Origin of the sequence: Microbulbifer rhizosphaerae (assembly GCF_014191725.1) — a bacterium.
Taxonomy (GTDB): domain Bacteria; phylum Pseudomonadota; class Gammaproteobacteria; order Pseudomonadales; family Cellvibrionaceae; genus Microbulbifer; species Microbulbifer rhizosphaerae.
Map to the genome: position 1 here is coordinate 145,948 of NZ_JACHWZ010000003.1, position 16,993 is coordinate 162,940.

Here is a 16,993-nt window from a genome sequence, read left to right on the forward strand (position 1 = left end):
CAGTGGCAGCTCACCGCTTCGGTCGTCTCTTTTGCACCGGCCGGGGTCTGGCGGGGGCTGTGTAGACTTCTTCGAGCTTCTGCTCCCCCGGCTGCAGCTGACCCAGCGTCCAATTCCCGATAGCCATCCGCACCAGCCGCAGTGTGGGGTAGCCCACCGCCGCGGTCATCCGCCGCACCTGCCGGTTGCGGCCCTCGCTGACGGTCAGTTCCAGCCAGGAGGTGGGAATCGACTGCCGGCTGCGCACCGGCGGGTTGCGCGACCAGAGGTCCGGAGCCGCTAGCCGCCTGGCCTTGGCGGGGGCAGTAGGGCCGTCCTTCAGCTCGACGCCCCGGCGCAGCAGGGTCAAAGCATCTTCGCCGATATCCCCCTCGACCTGCACGCAGTAGGTCTTGGGCAGTTTCTGCCGCGGGTGACTGATCCGGTGCTGCAGCTCACCGTCATCGGTGAGCAAGAGCAGGCCCTCGGAGTCAAAATCAAGCCTCCCCGCCGGATAGAAGCCCGGGCGGCGGATATAGTCGGCGAGGGTGGGGCGCCCGCGGTCATCGGTGAACTGGCAGAGCACCCCGTAGGGCTTGTTGAAGAGGACGATCTGGCTCACTGGGTGGGTCCAAAAGCCACTATTGTAATCCAACTACAAAAACGAGCCGATGCTGATATAATCCCGCCGATTTTTTACCCCGCCAGCCCCCTGCCGGACTTTTAGGCTGCAGATTGCTGGACGGGTCAGATCCACCAAAGACGGAGTTCAAACAATATGGGCCATATCCAGGTGCCGGCAGACGGCGAGAAAGTTACAGTCAATTCCGACGGTTCGCTGAATGTGCCGAATCGCCCAATCATTCCCTTTATCGAGGGTGACGGCATCGGCGTGGATATCACCCCGGTTATGCGCAAGGTGATCGACGCCTCGGTGGAGAAGGCCTACGGCGGCGACAAATCTATCGCCTGGATGGAGATCTTCTGCGGCGAGAAAGCGGCAGAGACCTACGCCGGCGACTGGTTCCCGGCCGAGACCCTGGAAGCGCTGAAAGAATATGTCGTGGGCATCAAGGGCCCGCTGACCACCCCGGTGGGCGGTGGTTTCCGCTCCCTGAACGTGGCCCTGCGCCAGGAACTGGATCTATATGTGTGCCAGCGCCCGGTTCGCTGGTTCAGCGGCGTACCCTCTCCCGTGAAGGAGCCGAACAAGGTCGACATGGTGATCTTCCGCGAGAACTCCGAGGACATCTACGCCGGTATCGAGTGGAAAGCCGACACCGATGAAGCCAAGAAAGTGATCAAGTTCCTGCAGGAAGAAATGGGGGTCAAGAAGATCCGCTTCCCGGAACACTGCGGTATCGGGGTCAAGCCGGTTTCCGAAGAAGGCACCAAGCGCCTGGTACGTAAGGCCCTGCAATACACCATCGATCAGGACCGCGATTCCCTGACCCTGGTACACAAGGGCAACATCATGAAGTTCACCGAAGGTGCCTTCGCCGACTGGGGCTATGAGATCGCCCGCGACGAGTTCGGTGCCCAGCCCCTGGACGGCGGTCCCTGGCACAGCTTCAAGAACCCGAAAACCGGCAAGGAAATCGTGGTTAAAGACGTGATCGCCGATGCCATGCTGCAGCAGATTCTGCTGCGTCCGGCGGAGTACGACGTAATCGCCACCCTGAACCTGAACGGTGACTACCTGTCCGACGCCCTGGCAGCGCAGGTGGGCGGTATCGGCATTGCCCCGGGCGCCAACCTGTCCGACGAAGTGGCCCTGTTCGAAGCCACCCATGGCACCGCGCCCAAGTACGCCGGCCAGGATAAGGTAAACCCTGGCTCCCTGATCTTGTCCGCGGAGATGATGCTGCGCCACCTGGGTTGGAACGAAGCGGCCGACCTGGTGATCAAGGGCGTGGAAGGGGCTATCGAAGCCAAAACGGTCACTTACGACTTCGAGCGCCTGATGGACGGCGCCGAGCTGAAGTCCTGTTCCGAGTTTGGCGACGAAGCCATCAAGCACATGGCTTGACGGCACCCATGCGGGCCCCGTGTCCGCACAGCAAAAAGCCCCGAGCTGTAAGGTGCGGGGCTTTTTGTATGGGTATTCGTTAAGGGGCCGAAGGGTGACTTCCTATTCCAACGCTTCCGCCTCCTTTTCCCGCTGCGTCCGCCTGGCATCGTCGGAGGCCATGATTGGCTCCTTGGACGCTCCTGCGGAGGTGCTGATACAGATGTTGGCGGCGTGAAAGCCCTTATCGCCTTTGATAATGTCAAAGGTGACCTGTTGGCCCGCTTTCAGGGTGCGGTAACCCTCCATCTGGATCGCTGAGTAGTGTGCGAACAGGTCTTCTCCCCCTTCATCCGCAAGAATAAACCCATATCCCTTGGCGTTATTGAACCACTTGACGGTACCGGTAGGCATTGGCGAACTCCCTCTAATTGCCGGGGCGACTGCTGGCCGCCTTGTAGAGTCTTTTATTGTTATCTGCATTTCCTGCATATAGATCGCGTTCCTGCTTGCGATCCGGCCCCGAATGGGACCGACACCACATCTTGTAGCTAACTGATATGCGATTGTCAAGGACTGCTGGCGCCCGCTGTGTCGCGATGCAAATGAGGTTACAATGGTCCCCAGTTTAAAAGCCCGGGTTCGCTTGTTATTTTTTCTCCAGGACCTCATTGACAATTGCTATGGGTATTTCACTGGCCATTAAACTACACTCACACGGAACTGGGGACGACTCGCCGTACTTTGGCGATGTTGGCGGCGATACAGCAGTAGAAGAGGCTCCGCCCCAGCTCAAACGCCCCCCCATGTACAAGGTGGTAATGCTCAACGACGACTACACGCCCATGGAGTTTGTCGTGGAAACGCTTGAGCTATTTTTCGGTGCCAACAGAGAACGCGCCACCCAACTGATGCTGCAGGTACACACGCAGGGAAAAGCGATCTGCGGTGTCTATACTCGTGATATAGCGGAGACGAAGGCCGCGCAGGTCAACCAGTTCGCTCGCGATCACCAGCATCCGCTGCTGTGCGAGATCGAAGCAGACGAAGATGAGGAAGATTAGGCACATCAGGTCCCGTCGCTTGAAAGGAATCAGGCTCACTAAAACACCGCTTTCGGGCATGTGTTTTCTGGTGATTGACGGGTGGTATAGGCGAGTTAGGCTTTGAGGTTTAGATGCTCAGCAAGGACTTAGAGGTAACACTCAACCTGGCGTTCAAGGGTGCACGCGCGAAGCGCCACGAGTTCATGACCGTGGAGCACCTGTTGCTGGCGCTTCTGGACAACGAATCGGCGGCGGACGTGTTGCACGCCTGCGGTGCCGACCTCGGAGCGTTGCGCCGCGAACTGCTGGAATTCGTCGACTCCACCACCCCCCTGATCCCCGAGGCCGACACCGACCGCGAGACCCAGCCGACCCTGGGCTTCCAGCGGGTGCTGCAGCGCGCCGTTTTCCATGTGCAGTCCTCCGGCAAGAAAGAGGTGACCGGCGCCAATGTGCTGGTTGCCATCTTCTGCGAACAAGAGAGCCAGGCGGTCTACTACCTGAAACAGCAGAGCGTGGCCCGTATCGACGTGGTCAACTACATCACCCACGGGATATCCCGGGTGGGCAGCAGCGGCCACAATCACCACCACCATCACCACAACCCCGAACCGGCGCCGGAGCAGACCGACGAGGATATTGCCGGCGGCGTGGAACCCGGCGGCTCCGACCCGCTGGAAAGCTATGCCACCAACCTCAACCAGGAGGCCATCCTCGGACGCATCGACCCGCTGGTGGGCCGCGGACCGGAAGTGGAGCGGGTCACCCAGGTACTGGCCCGGCGGCGCAAGAACAATCCCCTGCTGGTGGGTGAGTCCGGCGTGGGCAAGACTGCCATCGCCGAAGGCCTGGCACGACGTATCGTGGACGAGGAGGTGCCCGGGCCGCTGCTCGACAGCACCATCTACTCCCTGGATCTGGGCTCCTTGCTGGCGGGCACCAAGTACCGGGGCGATTTCGAGAAGCGCTTCAAGGCTCTGTTGGCGGAGCTCAGGAAGCGCGATCATGCAGTGCTGTTTATCGACGAGATCCACACCATTATCGGTGCCGGCGCGGCCTCCGGCGGGGTAATGGACGCCTCCAACCTGCTCAAGCCACTGCTCTCCAGTGGCCAGTTGCGCTGTATCGGCTCCACCACCTTTACCGAGTACCGCGGCATCTTCGAGAAAGACCGCGCCCTGTCACGCCGTTTCCAGAAAATCGATGTGAACGAACCCTCGGTAGAGGAGACGATACAGATTCTCCAGGGCCTGAAAAGCTGCTTCGAGGACCACCACAAGGTGCGGTTTACCGACGCCGCCCTGGAGGCCGCGGCCAATCTGGCCAGCAGACATATCACCGAGCGCTTTCTGCCGGACAAGGCAATCGACGTGATCGATGAAGCCGGCGCCCATCAGTCTCTTCTTCCGGTAGAGAAGCGCAGCGACGTCATCGGCGTGACCGAAATTGAAATGGTGGTCGCCAAAATGGCGCGAATCCCGGCGAAGAGCGTTTCCGCTTCCGACAAGGTTCACCTGGCGAAACTGGAAGACAACCTCAAGTTGGTGGTCTTCGGCCAGGACCAGGCGATCGGCGCCCTCAGCACCGCAATCAAGCTGAGCCGCGCGGGCCTTGGCGCCGAGGAAAAGCCCATCGGCTCCTTCCTGTTCTCCGGCCCCACAGGTGTGGGCAAGACCGAACTCTGCCGCCAGTTGGCCAAGGTGATGGGTATCGAGCTGATCCGCTTCGATATGTCCGAGTACATGGAGCGCCACACCGTATCCCGCCTGATTGGCGCTCCCCCTGGCTACGTGGGCTTCGACCAGGGCGGCCTGCTCACCGATTCGGTGACCAAGCACCCGCACAGCGTAGTGCTGCTGGACGAGATCGAGAAGGCGCACCCGGAGGTCTTCAACCTGCTGCTTCAGGTGATGGATCACGGCACCCTGACTGACAATAATGGCCGCAAGGCGGATTTCCGCAATGTGATCCTGGTCATGACCACCAACGCCGGCGCCGAACTGATGAGCCGCCGCTCCATTGGTTTCACCAACCAGGATCACTCCAGCGATGGCATGGAAGAGATCAAGAAGATCTTCACCCCGGAGTTCCGCAATCGGCTGGACAGTATTATCCAGTTCAGCAGCCTGGATCTCGGGGTAGTGAAAACCGTGGTGGACAAGTTTATTGTCGAACTGCAGGCGCAGCTCGACGAGTCCCACGTAACCCTGGAGGTAAGCGAGGAAGCTCGCGAGTGGCTGGCGGTGAACGGTTACGATGAAAAGATGGGCGCACGCCCAATGGCCCGCCTGATCCGCGACAAGCTGCGCAAGCCGCTGGCGGAGGCAGTGCTGTTCGGAGATCTGGCGGAGGAGGGTGGTCGCGTGATGGTTACCCTGGAGGATGACGATCTGGCGATCAGGACGGCGGTTCCTGCCTGACAGGGGACGGAGGACAGATGCCAGACATGCAAAAGGCCACCTTCGGGTGGCCTTTCTGTCATCTGATCTCTGGCTTCTGTCACCTGGCGCGGTAGGTGATCCTCCCCTTGCTCAGGTCGTAGGGAGTCAGCTCCACCTTGACCTTGTCGCCGGTGAGGATGCGAATATAGTTCTTGCGCATCTTGCCGGAGATATGCGCTATCACCACATGTCCGTTTTCCAGCTTTACGCGAAAAGTGGTGTTCGGCAGGGTGTCGATCACCTCACCTTCCATTTCAATGTAATCGTCTTTTGCCATGCGGCAGTAACCTTATAAATAACTTGCTCGGACCTTCACCCCGGCGTGTAGCCGCGGTACGACGGGCGTGCATTTTGCACGAAAAGCCCCAGCAGGGCAAAAGTTAGGAGGATTTTATTGCCCAGCGGTTATCCCGCAGCAGTTCGATCGGCTGGAACTGACTCTTGTAAGCCATTTTTTGGCACTCTTCTATCCAGTAGCCCAGGTACAGACTGGGCAGCCCCAGCCGCCGCGCCCACTCCACCTGATAGAGAATGCAGAAAGACCCCAGGCTGCGCTTGTCCTCGTCCGGATCGAAGAAAGTATAGATGGCCGATACCCCGGCGGTGAGCACATCGGACACCGCCGTGGCCACCAGCCTGCCACGGGCGCGGAACTCGATATAGCGGGTACAGCCCCAGGCCGCGGTGAGGAAGCTGCGGTACTGCTCGCGGCTGGGAGGGTACATCTCGCCGTCCGCGTGCCGTTGTTCTATGTAGCGGGCATAGAGTTCGTAGTGCTCGTCGCTATCAATCCCGTCAACGTGAAAGATATCCAGGTCGCGATTGCGGCGCCAGCAGCGGCGCTGGTTGCGATTGGGGACAAACAGCCCCACGGGGATGCGCGCGGGGATGCAGGCCCGGCAGGTGGCGCATTGGGGGCGATACAGGTAGCCGCCACTGCGGCGGAACCCCAGCTCCGAGAGGCGGCTGTATAGACGCTGGTCAACCAGGGTCTGCGGGTCCACAAAAACCGTGGTGGCCTCCCGGTCCGGAAGGTAGCCACAGGGATGGGGCAGGGTGGCCAGTAAGCGCACCGAGTCGAGCTGGGAATACTTACTCATAGTTCCAGGATAGGGTCCAAGGCTGTGCAAACGCCGGCATTTCGACTCCGCTGCGCAAAAGCCGCTCAAAATCTGCCCGAGACACTTCCACCGCCCCCAGGCTGAACAGATGCGGGTTGCCCACCTGGCAATCGATCAGGGGGCAGCCCCAGGATTCTAACTGGCGCACCAGGTGGACAAAAGCGACTTTGGAGGCATCCGTCGCGCGGTGGAACATGGACTCACCGAAGAACACCCGCCCCAGGGCGATGCCGTAAAGGCCGCCCACCAGTTCCCCGCCGCGCCAGGTCTCCACCGAGTGGGCGTAGCCCAGCCTGTGCATATGGACATAGGCATCGCGCACTTCCCCGGTGATCCAGGTGCCCTCGGTGTCGGCCCGGGAGCTCCGACAGGCGTCTATCACCCACTCGAAAGCCCGGTCGAAGGTCACCTGGAATCCGCCCCGGCGCAGCGCCTTGCGCAGGCTGCGGCCTATGCGGAACCGGTCTGGAAAGACCACGCAGCGGGGGGAGGGGCTCCACCAGAGGATCGGCTGGTCGTCGGAATACCAGGGGAAGATGCCGCGGCGATAGGCGGCCAGGAGCCATTCCGGGCTCAGCTTGCCACCGATGGCCAGCAGGCCGTTGGGGTCACGTAGGGCACGCTCGGTGGGAGGAAAATCGATATGCCCCTCATCGAGCAGTACCAGATGGCCTTCAGTAGATTTTGTCACGCCTCAGCCCCTTTGACTTCACTACTGAGATTAACCAAATGAAAAGGGCGATCACAAGGATCGCCCCTACAGAAGCCAGGATAGTAAGCATATGTCGATGCGAAGACCCTGGCACCGGTCTGGTCAGCACCCCCAGGGCGATCAATCGCCGCAGCCCGGAAGCCGAGCCGGCGCTCGGCGCCCCCGGCTACTGCGCGTCCAGAAAACGCTCCGCATCCAGCGCCGCCATACAGCCAGTGCCGGCGGAGGTCACTGCCTGGCGATAGATATGGTCGGACACGTCCCCGGCAGCGAAGACACCGGGTACCGAGGTCTGGGTGGCGTTGCCGTCCAGTCCGCTCTGCACCAGGATATAGCCGCCATTCATTTCCAACTGGCCGGCGAAGATATCGGTGTTGGGCTTGTGGCCGATCGCGATGAACACCCCGGAAACCTCCAGCTCTTTGGTGGAGTCGTCCTGGGTGCTGCGCAGGCGCACACCGGTCACGCCGCTGTCGTCGCCCAGCACTTCATCCAGGGTGTTGTGCCAGCATAGATTGATATTGCCGTTCTCCACCTTGTCCATCAGGCGGTCCTGCAGGATCTTCTCCGCACGCAACTCGTTCCGGCGGTGGATCAGGGTCACTTCGCTGGCGATATTGGAAAGGTACAGCGCCTCTTCCACGGCGGTGTTGCCGCCGCCCACCACCGCCACCTTCTGATCGCGGTAGAAGAAACCGTCACAGGTGGCGCAGGCGCTGACTCCGCGGCCTTGGAATGCCTCCTCCGAAGGAAGGCCCAGGTACTGGGCGGAGGCGCCGGTGGCGATAATCAGCGCATCGCAGGTGTAGGTCTCGTTGCCCTTGAGAGTAAAGGGGCGCTGCTTGAGGTCTACCTCTTCGATATGGTCAAAGATAATCCGGGTATCGAAGCGCTCGGCGTGCTGCTGCATCTGAACCATCAGATCCGGGCCCTGCAGGTCCGCCACGCCGCCGGGCCAGTTCTCCACCTCGGTGGTGGTGGTCAGTTGGCCGCCCTGCTGCATACCGGTGATGACCACCGGGTTCAGGTTGGCGCGCGCGGCGTAGATGGCTGCGGTGTAACCGGCGGGGCCGGAGCCGAGGATGATCAGGCGATGGTGGTTATTGCTCATGGAACGCTCTTAAACAAACAGTTAAAAACAGTGTATTGAATCTAGGTGGGTGAGCCCTGTTTGCCTCGCTCGACCGATTTTTGATCAGTTGAGGCTATCAATTTGGCGGTCATGATAGGCGAAGCGAGCCCCTCAACGAAATAGTTTGCCTTTATTTCTGCAATAACGCGCCGCTATTGACCTGGGGGAAAGCCGATTACAAAAAGTGCAGACCTCTTCACAGCGAACCTTAAGAAGGTTCTCTATATTGCTGATTTTTATAGGCTTAAACTCACTTAAAGTGGTTTCTCAATAAGGCGGTCGGTAGCATTTCACGGGCGTCTGTAGTACACAGTCCGCTCTGGCGCCGCCGACCGGCGCGATATCGACAAGCGCGATACAACCAATATCAACTCCCGAGGTAAGCCATTGAAGGCCGACAGCGCAACCGACGCAGCCACCAACGATGATGCCGGTGTCCCGCCGGACTCCCTGATCGCCCGCCTGCTGCGCGAGGGTATGCTGATTGCGCTGCTCGCCGGCGCGCTGCTGCTCGCCATCAGCCTGGTGAGCTACAGCCCGCAGGATCCGGGCTGGTCCCACACGGGCCACTTAGATCAGGTGGAAAATGCCATCGGTCCCACGGGCGCCTGGCTGGCGGATGTCTGCCTGTCGCTGCTGGGCTGGATGGCCTACCTGTTCCCGCTGCTGATCGGCTGGCGCGCCTTTGGCATCCTGCGCGATCGCAATGCGCGCTTTCACGGCCCGCTGTTCGCACTGCGGGTTTCCGGGCTGGGGCTATTGCTGGCCTGCGGCGCCGGGCTGGCCACCCTCTGTTTCGCCCAGGGGGCGGAACCGCTGCCTTTCTCCAACGGCGGCATTATCGGCGCGGCGCTCGCCGGGGCCACCGAGCACAATCTAGGCTATGTGGGGGCGACCATCCTGCTGCTGGCCCTGTTCGCCATCGGCATCACTGTCTTTACCGGGCTCTCCTGGCTGAAACTGGTGGATTCGATCGGGCGCAATATCCTCGGATTTTTCACTTGGCTGGGGAACCGCTATCAGCGCTCACGCCAGCGGCGCGAGGAGGAGCGCGCGGCGCGGGAGGCCATCGTCGTGCGCAAGGCGGCGGTGGAAGAGGAGAAGCAACGCACCGCCAAACGCCTGCCGCCCAAAATTGAGCCCACGCTGCCGACGCCCAAGCAGAGCCCGCGCGCCGCTAAGGAGAAGCAGAGGGAACTGTTCAGCGGACCGGTCACCGGAACCCTGCCGCCGCTGTCATTGCTGGATGCGGCGGACAAGAACAGGAAAGCCGGCTTCTCCCGCGACTCCCTGGAGGCCATGTCGCGCCTGCTGGAACTCAAGCTGAAAGACTTCGGCGTGGTGGCCGAGGTGGTCTCGGTGCTGCCGGGTCCGGTGGTGACCCGCTTCGAGATACAACCCGCCCCCGGGGTCAAGGTGAGTCGCATTACCAACCTGGCCAAGGACCTGGCCCGCTCCCTGGCGGTGATCAGCGTGCGGGTGGTGGAGGTGATCCCTGGAAAATCGGTGGTGGGCATCGAAATTCCCAATGAAAACAGGCAGATGGTACGACTTTCTGAAGTACTTTCTGCGGATGTATACGACGGTGCCAAGTCGGCTTTGACCCTGGCCCTGGGGCACGACATCTCGGGTCAGCCGGTAGTGGCGGACCTGGCCAAGATGCCCCACCTGCTGGTGGCGGGCACCACCGGTTCGGGCAAGTCCGTGGGCATCAACGTGATGCTGCTCAGCCTGTTGTACAAGTCCACCCCGGAAGAGGTGCGCCTCATCCTAGTAGACCCGAAGATGCTGGAGCTGTCGGTCTACGAGGGTATCCCACACCTGCTGACTCCGGTGATCACCGATATGAACGACGCCGCCAACGGCCTGCGCTGGTGCGTGGGCGAGATGGAGCGGCGCTACAAGCTGATGGCGGCCATGGGCGTGCGCAACCTGGCGGGCTTCAACCGCAAGGTGCGCGACGCCATCGAGACCGGCGAACCGCTGGTGGACCCGCTGTGGCAACCGGACCCCATGTCCAGCGTGCCGGAAGCGGAGCAGACCCCGGGGTACCTGAAGCCGCTGCCGGCCGTGGTGGTGGTGATCGACGAATTCGCCGATATGATGATGATCGTCGGCAAGAAGGTGGAGCAGCTGATCGCGCGTATCGCGCAGAAGGCCCGCGCCGCCGGCATCCACCTTTTGCTGGCCACCCAGCGCCCATCGGTGGACGTGATCACCGGCCTGATCAAGGCCAATGTACCCACCCGGATCGCTTTCCAGGTTTCCTCCAAGGTGGACTCGCGCACCATTCTCGACCAGGGCGGCGCGGAACAGCTGCTGGGCCACGGGGATATGCTCTACCTGCCGCCGGGCAGCGGTGTGCCGGTACGGGTGCACGGCGCCTTTGTGGACGATCACGAGGTACACAAAGTGGTGGCGGACTGGAGCCGGCGTGGTGAGCCGGAGTATATCGACGGTATCGTCGACGACACCAACAACAGCATCCCGGTACCCGGCCTGCAGACCGAGGGCGGCGAGGACGACGACCCGGAAACCGATGCCCTCTACGACGAAGCGGTGGCCTTCGTCACCAAGTCCCGCAAGGCCTCCATCTCCTCGGTACAGCGGCAGCTGCGTATCGGCTACAATCGCGCCGCGCGGATCATCGACGCCATGGAAGCCGCCGGTGTGGTGTCCGAGGCCGGGCACAACGGCAACCGGGAGGTACTGGCGCCGCCGCCGGCCTGACGAGAGGTTCGGTCGAGAGATTCGGTAGTGTAGGGTGCGCCGTGCGCACCGTCTGGATCAACGGTGCGCACGGCGCACCTACAGTCCAACCAATCGGGTTCAGGCAATATTCACCCGCCGGCAACTAATCTTTAGGGAAATCCCCTGCACAGGAATTCTTCGATGAAAGGTACTCTGAGAACCCTGATCCTGTCCCTCGGCCTGGCCACGAGTGGCGCCTGGGCCGACGCCACGGAAGAGTTGAGCCAACTGTTGAAGCCGCTGGCGAGTATCTCCGGCAACTTCCAGCAGACCCTGATCGACGAGCGCGGCAAGGTCATGCAGAAGAGTAACGGCAATTTCTCCGTACAGCGACCGGGCAAGCTGCGCTGGAAGACCGGCGAACCCTTTCCCCAACTGCTGGTCACCAACAACAAGAAACTGTGGCTCTACGATCCGGACCTGGAGCAGGTGACGATCCGCCCGGTGGACAAGCGCATGAGGGAAACTCCCGCGCTGCTGCTGGGCGGCAAGGTGGAGGAGATTCGCAGTTCCTTCAACGTCGACAGCAAGGACGGCGCCTACCACTTGACCCCCAAGCGCAAGTCGGCGGCTTTCAAATCCATGGAAATCCGCTTCAGCGACAAGGGCCTGCCGTCCGCGATGACCGTACGCGATGAGATGGGCCAGACCACCAAAATCAAGTTCAGCGGCATGAAGGCCAATCCGAAGTTGTCCGACGCCATATTCAATTTCAAGCCGCCGGCGGGGACCGATGTCGTCAAAGATCAGTGAGGCGCGATGAGCGACCTGTTTCAGTCCACTCCCCCACACCAGCCCCTGGCCGCGCGCATGCGGCCGGAATCCCTGGCCCAGTATATGGGCCAGACGCATTTACTGGGGCCGGGAAAACCCCTGCGCGAAGCGGTGGAGCGGGGCCAGCTCCACTCCATGGTGCTCTGGGGCCCTCCCGGCGTGGGCAAGACCACCTTTGCCCGCCTGCTGGCCAGGGAGTGCGACGCGCGCTTCGCGACCCTGTCCGCGGTGCTCGCCGGGGTCAAGGAGATTCGCCAGGCGGTGGCGGAGGCCAAGCAGTACAGCAGCCGCACCATCCTGTTCGTGGACGAGGTACACCGCTTCAACAAAGCCCAGCAGGACGCCTTCCTGCCCTACGTGGAAGAGGGCACCGTCACCTTTGTCGGCGCCACCACGGAAAATCCCGCCTTCGAGCTGAACAACGCGCTGCTGTCGCGCTGCCGGGTCTACCTGCTGCGCAGCCTGTCCGAAGAGGAGCTTTTGGGCCTTTTGCGGCGAGCACTGGATGAAGACGCCGAACTGAAGGAACGAAACCCGTCGATCGCCCCGGAGATTCTGCAGAAGATCGCCAGAGCGGCCGACGGCGATGCCCGCAGCGCTCTCAACCTGCTGGAGATCGCCTGCGACCTGGCCCGGGAGGAGGGCGGTCGTTTCGTGATTGACGATGAGGTGCTGGCGGAGGTGCTGAGCGCCGATGTGCGCCGCTTCGACAAGGGCGGCGACTACTTCTACGACCAGATTTCCGCGCTGCACAAAGCGGTGCGCGGCTCCGATCCGGATGCCGCCCTCTACTGGTTTGCGCGCATGGTGGACGGAGGCTGCGACCCGCTGTACATCGCCCGCCGCGCGGTGCGCATGGCCAGCGAGGATATCGGCAACGCCGACCCCCGCGCCCTGCAGATCGCGCTCAACGCCTGGGATGTACAGGAGCGCCTGGGCAGCCCCGAAGGGGAGCTGGCAATCGCCCAGGCCATCGCCTACCTCGCAGTGGCGGCCAAGAGCAACGCCGTGTACAGCGCCTATAAACGGATTCTGGCGGACGTGCGCCGGGACCCGAGCTACGAGGTGCCGGTGCACCTGCGTAACGCGCCCACCAAACTGGCCAAGAGCTTGTCCCACGGCGCCGACTACCGCTACGCCCACGACGAGCCGGACGCCTTCGCCGCCGGGGAGAACTACTTCCCCGAGGAAATCGCCGCGCGCAGCTACTACCAGCCGGTGCCCCGCGGGCTGGAATTGAAGATCGGCGAGAAGCTGGAAACCCTGCGGCGGCTGAACCGCGAGAGCGACAAACAGCGCTACAAGGCCAATGAACAATGAACAATGAACAATGAACAATGAACAATGAACAATGAACAATGAACAATGAACATTTAGCCGCGATCGGTGATAATTGCCCATTGTTTACTGATCATTGGTAGTTGAAACATGCAGTGGCTGGCAATCGCCCTGGGGGGCGCAGTGGGGGCTATTCTTCGCCACCTGATTACCGTTTGGAGCTACCCGGTCTTCAACGGAAAATTTCCGCTCGGTACCCTGATCGTCAATGTCAGCGGTTCATTTTTGATCGGCATCGCCTATGTGATGATCGTCGAACGGGCCATGCTCGGCCCCGAGTGGCGACTGCTGCTGATGACGGGCCTGTGCGGGGCCCTGACAACTTTCTCCACCTTCTCGCTGGAAAGCCTGATGTTGTGGCACAATGGCCAACCCCTGACGGCCCTCGGCTATATCCTGATCAGCCTGGTACTCTGCCTGGCTTCCACCGGCGCCGCCGTCGCACTGGCGATGAAATATTTTTAACCCCAACCATAAACACAATGCTGTAGGAGCCTGTACGCAGGCAGATTGGAAACGATGCTCGACCCAAAACTTATTCGCACACAAATGGATCAAGTGGCCGCGGCCCTGAAAAAGCGCGGCGTGAAACTGGATACGGCCAAACTCGAAAGCCTCGAGGAGCGCCGCAAGGAACTGCAGGTACACACCGAGAGCCTGCAGAACGAGCGCAACAGCAAGTCGAAGAATATCGGCCGCGCCAAGGCCGCCGGCGAGGACATTGCACCGCTGCTGAAGGAAGTCGAGTCCCTGGGCAGCCAGTTGAGTGAAGCCAAGCAGGCGCTGTCGGAACTGCAGGGCGAGCTGGACAGCATTCTCTCCGCCATTCCCAACCTGCCGGACGAGTCCGTTCCGGAGGGGAAGGACGAAGACGACAATGTGGAAGTGCGCCGCTGGGGCCAGCCGCGCCAGTTCGATTTCCCCGCCAAGGACCACGTGGACCTGGGCGCACAGCTCGGCGGGCTGGATTTCGAGATGGCCAGCAAGCTCACCGGTTCCCGCTTTGCGGTGATGACCGGGCAGGTGGCCAAACTGCACCGGGCGCTGTCGCAGTTTATGCTCGACCTGCATATCGAGGAACACGGGTATCGCGAGGCCAATGTGCCGGTCATCGTCAACGACGACTCCCTGTACGGCACTTCCCAGTTGCCAAAATTCGCCGAGGACCTGTTCAGGTTGGAAGATGAGCGCGGCTTCTACCTGATACCCACCGCGGAAGTACCGCTGACCAACTTCTACCGCGACGAAATTGTCGAGGACGCGCAATCGCTCCCGCATAAATATGTGGCGCACACTACCTGCTTCCGCTCCGAGGCCGGCTCCCACGGCCGCGACACCCGCGGCATGATCCGGCAGCACCAGTTCGAGAAGGTGGAACTGGTGTGGGCTACCCGCCCGGACCAGTCGGAAGAGGCGCTGGAGGAACTCACCCGCAATGCGGAAACCGTCTTGCAGAAACTGAACCTCCCGTATCGCACCGTGATCCTGTGCGGCGGCGATATCGGCTTCGCCGCCCGCAAGACCTACGATCTTGAAGTGTGGATTCCCTCCCAGGACAAATATCGGGAAATTTCCTCCTGCTCACTGGTCGGCGATTTCCAGGCGCGGCGGATGAAGGCCCGCTGGCGCAACCCGGAAACCGGAAAGCCGGAACTGCTACACACCCTGAACGGCTCCGGCTTGGCGGTGGGCCGCACCCTGATTGCGGTGCTGGAAAATTACCAGCGCGAGGATGGCAGCATCGAAGTACCGGAAATTCTGCGGCCCTATATGCGCGGCCAGGAAGTATTGACGCCGGCATAACCCCACGACACGGAATACCACTTTGCGCTATCTGCCCCTCGCATTTGACGTTCAAGACCGCCCCTGCCTGTTGGTGGGCGGCGGCGCCGTAGCAACACGCAAGGCGCGGCTGCTGGCCCGGGCCGGGGCCCGCCTGACGGTTGTGGCCCCGGAGATCACCGATGAATTGCGCCAACTGATCGACGACAGCGACGGACAGTTTTTCCGCGCCACCTATCACGCGGATTTTCTCGACGGCGCAGAGCTGGTGATCGCCGCCACCGCCGATCCGGCGGTCAACGCCGAGGTCTCCGCCGACGCACAGGAACGGAAGCTGCCCGTCAACGCGGTGGATGCTCCCGGGCTGTGTTCCTTCACCTTTCCCGCCATCGTCGAACGGGGTCCCCTGTCCATCGGTATCAGCAGCGGCGGCGCGGCGCCAGTGCTGGCACAGCGGCTGCGCGCCCAGCTGGAGGCACTGCTTTCACCGGGTATCGGCGCTCTGGCGGAACTGGCGATGCACGTGCGCGACAAAGTAAAAACCGCACTGCCGGAGCCACAGCGCAAGGACTTCTGGCGCTGGGTTTTCTCCGGGCCGGTGGCGAGCAAGGTGGAAGCCGGCAAGACAAAAGAGGGAGAAGCGGCACTGCTCGCGGCACTCGCCAACTGGCGGGGCGAAGAGGGACCGGCGGGGGAGGTTTACCTGGTGGGCGGCGGACCCGGGGACCCGGATCTACTCACCTTCCGTGCTCTGCGCCTGATGCAGCAGGCGGACGTGGTGCTCTACGACCGCCTGGTGTCGCCGCAGGTACTGGACCTGGTGCGCCGCGACGCCGAGCGCATCTATGTGGGCAAGAAAAAGGAATTCCACTCGGTGCCGCAAGACGGTATCAACCAGTTGCTGGTGGACCTGGCGGGAAAAGGAAAGAAAGTTCTGCGCCTGAAAGGCGGGGACCCGTTTATCTTCGGCCGTGGAGGCGAGGAGATCGACAAACTGGCGGAGGCGCGAATTCCGTTTCAGGTGGTGCCGGGGATCACCGCGGCATCCGGCTGTTCCACCTACGCGGGTATTCCGCTGACCCACCGGGACTACGCACAATCCGTGCGCTTTATCACCGGCCACCTGAAAGAAGGCGAACTGGAACTGCCCTGGAAGGAACTGGCGTCGCCGGGACAGACGCTGGTTTTCTATATGGGGCTCACCGGCCTGTCCACCATCTGCAAGCAATTGATTTCCCACGGCATGCCGGCGAATACACCGGTTGCACTGGTGGAAAAAGGCACCACCAGGGAACAGCGGGTAGTAGTAGGCGACCTGTCGTCAATCCCCACGCTGGCGGAGAAAAAATCCGTAGAGGCGCCCGCACTCACCATCATTGGCGGCGTTGTCAGCCTGCATAAGAAACTGCGCTGGTATCAGCCCTGACGCTACCACCCTCATCCTTGTAGGAGCGGCCCATGGCCGCGATCAGCGGTAAAGGCGTGCACTTCGCCTTATTCCGATCGCGTCCATGGGCCGCTCCCGGCCGGACCGCTCCTACAGAACGCCCGATCCAGTTCGAGCACCTATACTGCAAGAGAAGTTTGCGAGTGGTGCACGGTATGTTTTGGGCGTCGATTCGATTCTACTGCACTCTTGTAGTGCGCTGTTTTTTGCCGCGGGAAAGCGAAATTTGCCTACCGGATCCGAATGACGATCACAGTCGACGCTATACACACCGCTACCGCGTCAAACGCAACTGGGTTAAAAACCTCTGGATAGGTTCGTCCCTGTTAATGCTGTGCTTTCCGCTGCTACCCTTCGTGCTCTCGCTGGGACTCCTCACGTCCTTTTTATCTTTCGCGATACTCGACGAAACCGTGTAGGGTGCGCCGTACGCACCGAACCGCTCAAGCTGGCTCGCAGCTC

At 61.4% G+C, this 16,993-nt stretch carries 15 protein-coding genes; 9 read left to right on the plus strand and 6 right to left on the minus strand.

The annotated features are described in order from the left end of the window. Nucleotides 1-10: 10 nt before the first annotated feature. Nucleotides 11-601 (minus strand): pseudouridine synthase, encoded by a 591-nt coding sequence (locus FHS09_RS04115; RefSeq protein WP_183457018.1) that lies wholly within the window; start codon nucleotides 599-601, stop codon nucleotides 11-13. A 156-nt stretch (nucleotides 602-757) separates the two neighbouring features. Here FHS09_RS04115 and icd point away from each other — a divergent pair, with 156 nt between their 5' ends. Next, entirely contained in the window at nucleotides 758-2,008 is a 1,251-nt protein-coding gene (icd, locus tag FHS09_RS04120; RefSeq protein ID WP_183457020.1) for an NADP-dependent isocitrate dehydrogenase, read from the plus strand. Between the two features lie 102 nt (nucleotides 2,009-2,110). Here the strand turns inward: icd and cspD are convergent, their stop codons facing one another. Then, nucleotides 2,111-2,401 (minus strand): cold shock domain-containing protein CspD, encoded by a 291-nt coding sequence (cspD, locus tag FHS09_RS04125; RefSeq protein WP_183457022.1) that lies wholly within the window; start codon nucleotides 2,399-2,401, stop codon nucleotides 2,111-2,113. Nucleotides 2,402-2,670: 269 nt separating this feature from the next. Between cspD and clpS the strand changes: the two genes are divergently transcribed. Together clpS and clpA are read left to right on the plus strand one after the other, a co-directional pair. Next, on the plus strand, nucleotides 2,671-3,051 hold the full coding sequence (clpS, locus tag FHS09_RS04130) for an ATP-dependent Clp protease adapter ClpS (protein ID WP_183457024.1): 381 nt from the start codon (nucleotides 2,671-2,673) through the stop codon (nucleotides 3,049-3,051). A gap of 113 nt (nucleotides 3,052-3,164) precedes the next feature. Continuing rightward, nucleotides 3,165-5,453, plus strand: a complete 2,289-nt coding sequence (gene clpA / locus FHS09_RS04135) for an ATP-dependent Clp protease ATP-binding subunit ClpA (RefSeq protein WP_183457027.1) — start codon at nucleotides 3,165-3,167, stop codon at nucleotides 5,451-5,453. Nucleotides 5,454-5,532: 79 nt separating this feature from the next. Here clpA and infA read toward each other — a convergent pair whose 3' ends face one another. From infA to trxB, 4 genes are all read right to left on the minus strand, one after another. Then, complete coding sequence (gene infA, locus FHS09_RS04140) at nucleotides 5,533-5,751, minus strand: translation initiation factor IF-1 (protein WP_010130378.1); 219 nt, start codon at nucleotides 5,749-5,751, stop codon at nucleotides 5,533-5,535. Nucleotides 5,752-5,854: 103 nt separating this feature from the next. After that, nucleotides 5,855-6,574 (minus strand): arginyltransferase, encoded by a 720-nt coding sequence (locus tag FHS09_RS04145; protein ID WP_183457029.1) that lies wholly within the window; start codon nucleotides 6,572-6,574, stop codon nucleotides 5,855-5,857. After that, complete coding sequence (gene aat, locus FHS09_RS04150; RefSeq protein ID WP_183457031.1) at nucleotides 6,567-7,286, minus strand: leucyl/phenylalanyl-tRNA--protein transferase; 720 nt, start codon at nucleotides 7,284-7,286, stop codon at nucleotides 6,567-6,569. Before aat ends, FHS09_RS04145 begins: the two co-directional genes overlap by 8 nt. A gap of 187 nt (nucleotides 7,287-7,473) precedes the next feature. After that, entirely contained in the window at nucleotides 7,474-8,418 is a 945-nt protein-coding gene (trxB, locus tag FHS09_RS04155; RefSeq protein WP_183457033.1) for a thioredoxin-disulfide reductase, read from the minus strand. 408 nt (nucleotides 8,419-8,826) lie between these two features. On the opposite strand from trxB, the gene FHS09_RS04160 reads away from it, so the two are divergent. From FHS09_RS04160 to cysG, 6 genes are all read left to right on the plus strand, one after another. Beyond that, entirely contained in the window at nucleotides 8,827-11,169 is a 2,343-nt protein-coding gene (locus FHS09_RS04160; protein ID WP_183457040.1) for a DNA translocase FtsK, read from the plus strand. A gap of 162 nt (nucleotides 11,170-11,331) precedes the next feature. Beyond that, entirely contained in the window at nucleotides 11,332-11,943 is a 612-nt protein-coding gene (gene lolA, locus FHS09_RS04165) for an outer membrane lipoprotein periplasmic chaperone LolA (RefSeq protein ID WP_183457042.1), read from the plus strand. Nucleotides 11,944-11,949: 6 nt separating this feature from the next. Then, entirely contained in the window at nucleotides 11,950-13,284 is a 1,335-nt protein-coding gene (locus FHS09_RS04170) for a replication-associated recombination protein A (RefSeq protein WP_183457043.1), read from the plus strand. 108 nt (nucleotides 13,285-13,392) lie between these two features. Then, on the plus strand, nucleotides 13,393-13,767 hold the full coding sequence (gene crcB, locus FHS09_RS04175) for a fluoride efflux transporter CrcB (protein WP_183457045.1): 375 nt from the start codon (nucleotides 13,393-13,395) through the stop codon (nucleotides 13,765-13,767). Nucleotides 13,768-13,821: 54 nt separating this feature from the next. Beyond that, nucleotides 13,822-15,105 (plus strand): serine--tRNA ligase, encoded by a 1,284-nt coding sequence (gene serS, locus FHS09_RS04180; protein WP_183457047.1) that lies wholly within the window; start codon nucleotides 13,822-13,824, stop codon nucleotides 15,103-15,105. A 22-nt stretch (nucleotides 15,106-15,127) separates the two neighbouring features. Further along, nucleotides 15,128-16,510, plus strand: a complete 1,383-nt coding sequence (gene cysG, locus FHS09_RS04185; protein WP_183457049.1) for a siroheme synthase CysG — start codon at nucleotides 15,128-15,130, stop codon at nucleotides 16,508-16,510. The last annotated feature ends 483 nt before the right edge of the window (nucleotides 16,511-16,993 follow it).